This window comes from Marinobacter antarcticus, from assembly GCF_011049865.1.
In the GTDB taxonomy this organism is placed as follows: Bacteria; Pseudomonadota; Gammaproteobacteria; order Pseudomonadales; family Oleiphilaceae; genus Marinobacter; species Marinobacter antarcticus_A.
In genome coordinates, this window is record NZ_DRGY01000054.1 from 1 (window position 1) to 5,512 (window position 5,512).

The following is a 5,512-nucleotide window of genomic DNA, read 5'->3' on the forward strand; positions in this document are numbered from 1 at the left end:
GATCAGGTTCGGGAGACATCGAACTTCAGCGACATGCTTGGCAAGGCCGTCAACAGCGTTAAAGACGTTCAGCAACAGGCCGGTGCTTTGCAGACGGCATACGATATGGGCGACCCCAATGTGGATATTACCCGGGTGATGATTGCTGCCCAGAAGTCTTCTGTGTCTTTCGAAGCGTTGACTCAGGTGCGTAACCGCGTGGTCAGAGCGTACGAAGACATTATGAATATGCCGATCTGATAACGGAGTACAGACATGGCCAGCGTTCCCGCAGAAACGACCTCAAACATGCCAGCCGCCCGGGGCGGCGGCAGCTCCGATGGCTCCGAGAGTAACAGCGACCTGTTTTTGGGGTTTAATCGACTGAACCTTCTGCGCCAGGTTGGTCTGATGGTGGGTCTCGCGGCCAGCGTTGCGTTAGGTGTCGCGGTTGTGCTTTGGGCCCAGGAGCCAAACTACCAGCCCGTGGTGGGGGACTTGTCTGCGTACAACCCCCAGGACGTCACCACCATTCTCGATAGCAACGGCATCGATTATAAAATGGATACCCGTACGGGTGCTTTGCTGGTGCCGTCTGATCAGGTCTACAATGCGCGGCTCAAGCTGGCCGCAGAGGGCGTAACCGACCAAAAAACAATGGGCTATGAGCTGTTGGACCAGGATCGGGGGCTCGGCACCTCGCAGTTTATGGAAACCATCAGCTATCGCCGTGGCCTTGAGGGTGAGCTGGCACGCACCATCAGCAGCATGCGTGGGATTCGCGGTTCCCGGGTTCACCTGGCGATTCCCGAGCGTTCAGTGTTCGTGCGGGACGCCCGTGATCCAACCGCGTCGGTTTTTCTTGAAGTCTTTGCAGGTCGTCGCCCCGAACAGGAACAGATCGCTGCGATTGTGAATCTGGTTGCCGGTAGCATTCCGATGATGAACAAGGATCACGTGACCGTTGTTGATCAAAATGGCAATTTGCTGACGGGAAAAGAAAGTCGCGGCGATGGCGAGCGCATGCAGGATCAGTACGACTACACGTCCCGCGTGGAAGAGGGTTTGGCGCGCCGTGTCTCCTCTTTGATTTCGCCCATTGTTGGCGATGGCCGGTACCGGACAGAAGTGTCTGCAGACCTGGATTTCTCATCGGTGGAGCAGGCCGAGGAGTTGTTCAACCCTGACCAGCAGGCGGTTCGCAGTGAACGTGATCTTACCGAACAGCGTACACCGGGGTTTAACGGCGGCATTCCCGGGGCTTTGTCCAATCAGCCTCCTGCCGCTGCCACCGTGCCGGAACAAGCAACTGCCAAAACAAAAGTGGGCGATGCGGCGGTCGCAGCGCCGGCACAACCGGTGAATGTGCGCAAGGAATCTACCCGCAATTATGAAATGGATCGCACCGTCAGCTACACCCGCCAGGAACTGGGTCGAGTGAGACGAGTGACCGTTGCGCTCGCGGTTGACGACATGAAAGTGGTGAACCCGGACACCGGTGCGGTAACGTATGAGCCGTGGACCGAGCAGGAGTTGCAGCGCATCAGCATGCTGGTGCGTGATGCGGTGGGCTATTCCGCCGCCCGCGGTGACAGCGTGACCGTGATGAATACGGCGTTTGCGCAGGAAGAAGCCATTGAATTTGAAACGCAGGGCTTCTGGGAGCAGCCGTGGTTCTGGGATTTGATGAAACAGGTATTGGCCGGTCTGGTTATTCTGGTGTTGGTGCTTGGCTTGTTGCGTCCGACGCTGAAAAGCCTGTCTGGCGGCGGCCGTCGTGATCGGGGGGACGATTCCGATTCCGATGGTTATGGCGGCTACGACGATGCCGGCGGCAACGATGCATTGCGCCAGGCTATGACGCCTCAGGACGACCTCCTTTTGCCGGGCGCGACAGATGGTTATGATAGGCAGCTAAATGCTCTTAAAGGTTTGATTGCCGAAGACCCGGCCAGGGTTTCTCAGGTGATGCGCCAGTGGGTGAACGTTGATGACTGATCAGACCAGACCGCAGAATGTTGACGCGCCTCAGAAGCCCCAGCGAAAAATTCCGCGGGTGGAACAGGCGGCTATCCTGCTGATGTCTCTGGGCGAAGCCGATGCGGCCGAAGTGCTGAAACATATGGGTCCAAAAGAAGTTCAGCGCGTGGGTGTTGCCATGGCCCAGATGCGAGACGTCAGCAAAGACGACGTGTCTTTCGTGCTGAGCCAGTTTGTGGAAGCGGTGGGTGGCCAGACCGGGCTCGGCGTGGGCAACGATGACTATATCCGCGCCATGCTCACCCAGGCACTGGGCGACGACAAGGCCGCCAGCCTGATCGACCGTATTCTTATCGGTGGCAATACCACCGGATTGGACACGCTCAAATGGATGGAGCCCAGAGCCGTGGGCGATATCATCCGCTACGAGCATCCGCAAATTCAGGCGATTGTTATTTCCTACCTGGATCCGGACCAGGCCGCCGAAATTCTTGCAACGCTGGATGAGAAAGTACGCCTGGATGTGATGATGCGGGTTGCCTCGCTGGAAAGTATTCAACCCCAGGCGCTGCAGGAGCTGAACGACATTCTGGAGAAGCAGTTCTCCGGTGGCTCAGCGGCCCAGACCAGCCGAATCGGGGGCGTAAAGCGTGCTGCGGACATCATGAACTTTATGGATCGCAGTATTGAAGGCAATCTGCTTGACTCCATCAAGGATATGGATCCGGATCTTGCCTCTACCATCGAAGACCTGATGTTTGTATTTGATAACCTCAAGGATATTGATGATCGAGGTATTCAGGCTCTTCTGCGCGAGGTGTCGTCTGACGTTCTGGTTGTGGCCCTGAAGGGATCTGATGAAGCGGTTCAGGAAAAGATCTTCAAGAACATGTCCAAGCGTGCCGCCGAGTTGCTACAGGATGACCTGGAGGCTAAAGGCCCGGTGAAGGTCAGTGACGTGGAATCCGCCCAAAAAGACATTATTACCATTGCCCGTCGCATGGCCGAAGCGGGAGAAATCACGCTGGGTGGTGCCGGTGAAGAAATGATGTAATGAAAGATTCCTCCCGCAACCCCAACCTGATCCCCAAAGAGCAGCTAACGGCCTACGAACGTTGGGAACTGCCGCTGCTGGACGCCAGTGGCAACGAAGTTGCCAGAGAAGAAGAGCGTGATGTCAAACCTTTGACAGCAAGTGACCTCGCCGAGATTCGTCAGGCCGCCCGGGAGGACGGCGTGAATGAAGGCCGGGAAAAGGGGCTGCGAGAAGGCCGCGCAGAAGGGTATGAACAAGGCCATAAAGAAGGCTTTGAAACCGGTCATGCCGAAGGAAAGGCGCTTGGGCAGAGTGCGGGTTATGATGAAACCCGTGCTGAGGTAACCGCAAGCCTGGATCGCCTCGAACCACTGCTGGGCGAGCTCTTGTTGCCCATTCGCCAACATCAGGACGAGCTTGAAACCTCTCTGCTCAATCTCACCACGGTGCTTGCCCGGGCCGTTGTCTATCGCGAGCTGACCCTGGATTCCTCCCACATCCGGCAGGTGGTGCGTCGGGCGGTTGAGGCTTTGCCATCAACAGCGGATAACGTCCGCATTCATGTTCATCCAGACGACTACAGTGCGGTACGTGAAGTGGCAGAGCGTTTTGAAGCCGCAGCCTCGGTTGTGGAAGATGACAGTATGCTGCCGGGCGGCTGCAAGGTTGAAACCCGCAACAGCCTTGTTGACTTTACCGTTGAAAAGCGTTTTCAGCGCGCCGTTCAGAGCATGCTTGAGCAGCAAACAGACGATGCCGGGAACGGCGAGTCTGAAGAGTTGGGCGCCGTGATGGACGATTTGACGGACTTTCAGCGGGATGTCTTGAGCTCGCCGGGTGAAACGCCGAACAAAGACACTCCTTCTGAAACCAATCCCACCGAAGGTAAGCGCGATGACATCCTCCCTGGCTGATCGCCTGGATCGATACCAGGCGCAGCTGCACGCAAATCCGGAGCCGGAGCTATCTGGCCGCCTGACCCGAATGGTAGGGCTAACGCTTGAGTGCGTTGGCTGCCCCATGGTGGTGGGCGATCGCTGTGTGATCCAGAGCCAGGGCGCCGGTACCGTTGAAGCCGAAGTTGTAGGGTTTGAGGATGACAAGGTCTACCTGATGCCGCTCACGGCCATAGAGGGCCTGAAGCCTGGCGCCAGGGTAGTGCCGCTGTCTGCCGCAAGCCGCGTTCCCGTTGGCCCGCTGATGCTGGGCCGTGTGGTGAACGGCAGTGGTGAGCCTCTCGATGGCAAGGGCCCGCTTCAGGCCGAGGCCAGAGTTCCGTTGACTGGAGACATAATCAACCCCCTCAACCGGGCGCCGGTCAGGCAGTCTATGGACGTGGGCATCCGGGCTATCAACGCGCTGCTGACCGTAGGCCAGGGCCAGCGTTTGGGTTTGTTCGCCGGCAGTGGCGTTGGCAAAAGTATGCTGCTGGGGATGATGACGCGATTCACCGATGCCGATGTCATTGTGGTGGGTCTGATTGGCGAGCGGGGCCGGGAGGTCAAAGAATTTATAGAAGACATTCTGGGTGAAGAAGGGCTCGCCAGATCGGTTGTGGTTGCCGCTCCGGCGGACGATTCACCCCTGATGCGCTTGCGCGCCGCCATGCTGACCACCCGGATTGCCGAATACTACCGGGACAAAGGCAAGCGGGTGCTGCTATTGATGGATTCGCTTACCCGATACGCCCAGGCGCAGCGTGAAATTGCGCTTGCGGTTGGCGAGCCACCGGCCACCAAAGGCTACCCGCCGTCCGTTTTTGCCAAGCTGCCACAGCTGGTTGAGCGCACCGGCAACGGTTTGCCCGGGGGCGGTTCGATCACGGCGTTTTACACCGTGCTGACCGAAGGTGACGATCAGCAGGACCCGATTGCGGATGCCGCCAGAGCGATTCTGGATGGTCATATTGTGCTGTCGCGGCGGCTTGCAGAGGAGGGGCATTATCCGGCTATTGATGTTGAAGCATCGATCAGTCGGGTTATGCCGCAGGTGACCGAAACCGAGCATTTCTCCCGATCCCAGCGTTTCAAGCAAGTTTACTCACGCTACCAGCAGACCCGGGATTTGATCAGTGTTGGCGCGTATGTGAAAGGTTCTGATCCGGAAATTGATTTCGCCATTACCTATATAGGGAACATGCGTCAGTTCCTGCAGCAGGATTTGAACGAACGTGCATCTCTGAGCGAGAGCATTGAGGAGCTCCTGGCTGTGGTGCCTGAGCGGCGTTCACCGGAACGTCGCAAATCAGTCGTGCCTGATCCTGCGGCGACCAATACCCGACGAGGTGATGATTGATGCTTCGTTCCGAACGCCTGGGTGTCGTGCTTGCGCTGGAAGAGCGTAAGGAACAGAAAGCCCTTGAGCAGATGGGCAAGGCCCGGGAGTTGATGGAGCAGCACAGGGGGCAGGTCGAAAACCTCAACCGGTATCAGCAGGAATATCGGGATCAGATTCGCAGCAGTCAGCACGGTGTGGTGCAGGTCAGTCGTTTGCAGGCGTGGCAGGCGTTTATTGCGC

At 57.7% G+C, this 5,512-nt stretch carries 6 protein-coding genes; all 6 read left to right on the forward strand.

What is annotated here, in order from left to right:
* A partial coding sequence (gene fliE, locus ENI00_RS06910; protein ID WP_304100746.1) for a flagellar hook-basal body complex protein FliE occupies positions 1-240 on the forward strand: 240 nt, incomplete at its 5' end.
* A gap of 15 nt (positions 241-255) precedes the next feature.
* Entirely contained in the window at positions 256-1,977 is a 1,722-nt protein-coding gene (gene fliF, locus ENI00_RS06915; protein ID WP_304100748.1) for a flagellar basal-body MS-ring/collar protein FliF, read from the forward strand.
* Entirely contained in the window at positions 1,970-3,013 is a 1,044-nt protein-coding gene (gene fliG / locus ENI00_RS06920) for a flagellar motor switch protein FliG (protein ID WP_304100750.1), read from the forward strand. Before fliF ends, fliG begins: the two co-directional genes overlap by 8 nt.
* Positions 3,013-3,909 carry a flagellar assembly protein FliH gene (locus ENI00_RS06925; RefSeq protein ID WP_304100751.1) on the forward strand — a complete coding sequence of 299 codons (897 nt, stop codon included), beginning with the start codon at positions 3,013-3,015 and terminating at the stop codon, positions 3,907-3,909. The genes fliG and ENI00_RS06925 overlap by 1 nt, the downstream gene beginning before the upstream one ends.
* On the forward strand, positions 3,890-5,290 hold the full coding sequence (gene fliI, locus ENI00_RS06930; protein ID WP_304100753.1) for a flagellar protein export ATPase FliI: 1,401 nt from the start codon (positions 3,890-3,892) through the stop codon (positions 5,288-5,290). The genes ENI00_RS06925 and fliI overlap by 20 nt, the downstream gene beginning before the upstream one ends.
* Positions 5,290-5,512, forward strand: a 223-nt coding sequence (locus ENI00_RS06935) for a flagellar FliJ family protein (protein WP_304100755.1), incomplete at its 3' end; no start/stop codon positions are given. The genes fliI and ENI00_RS06935, both read left to right, overlap by 1 nt.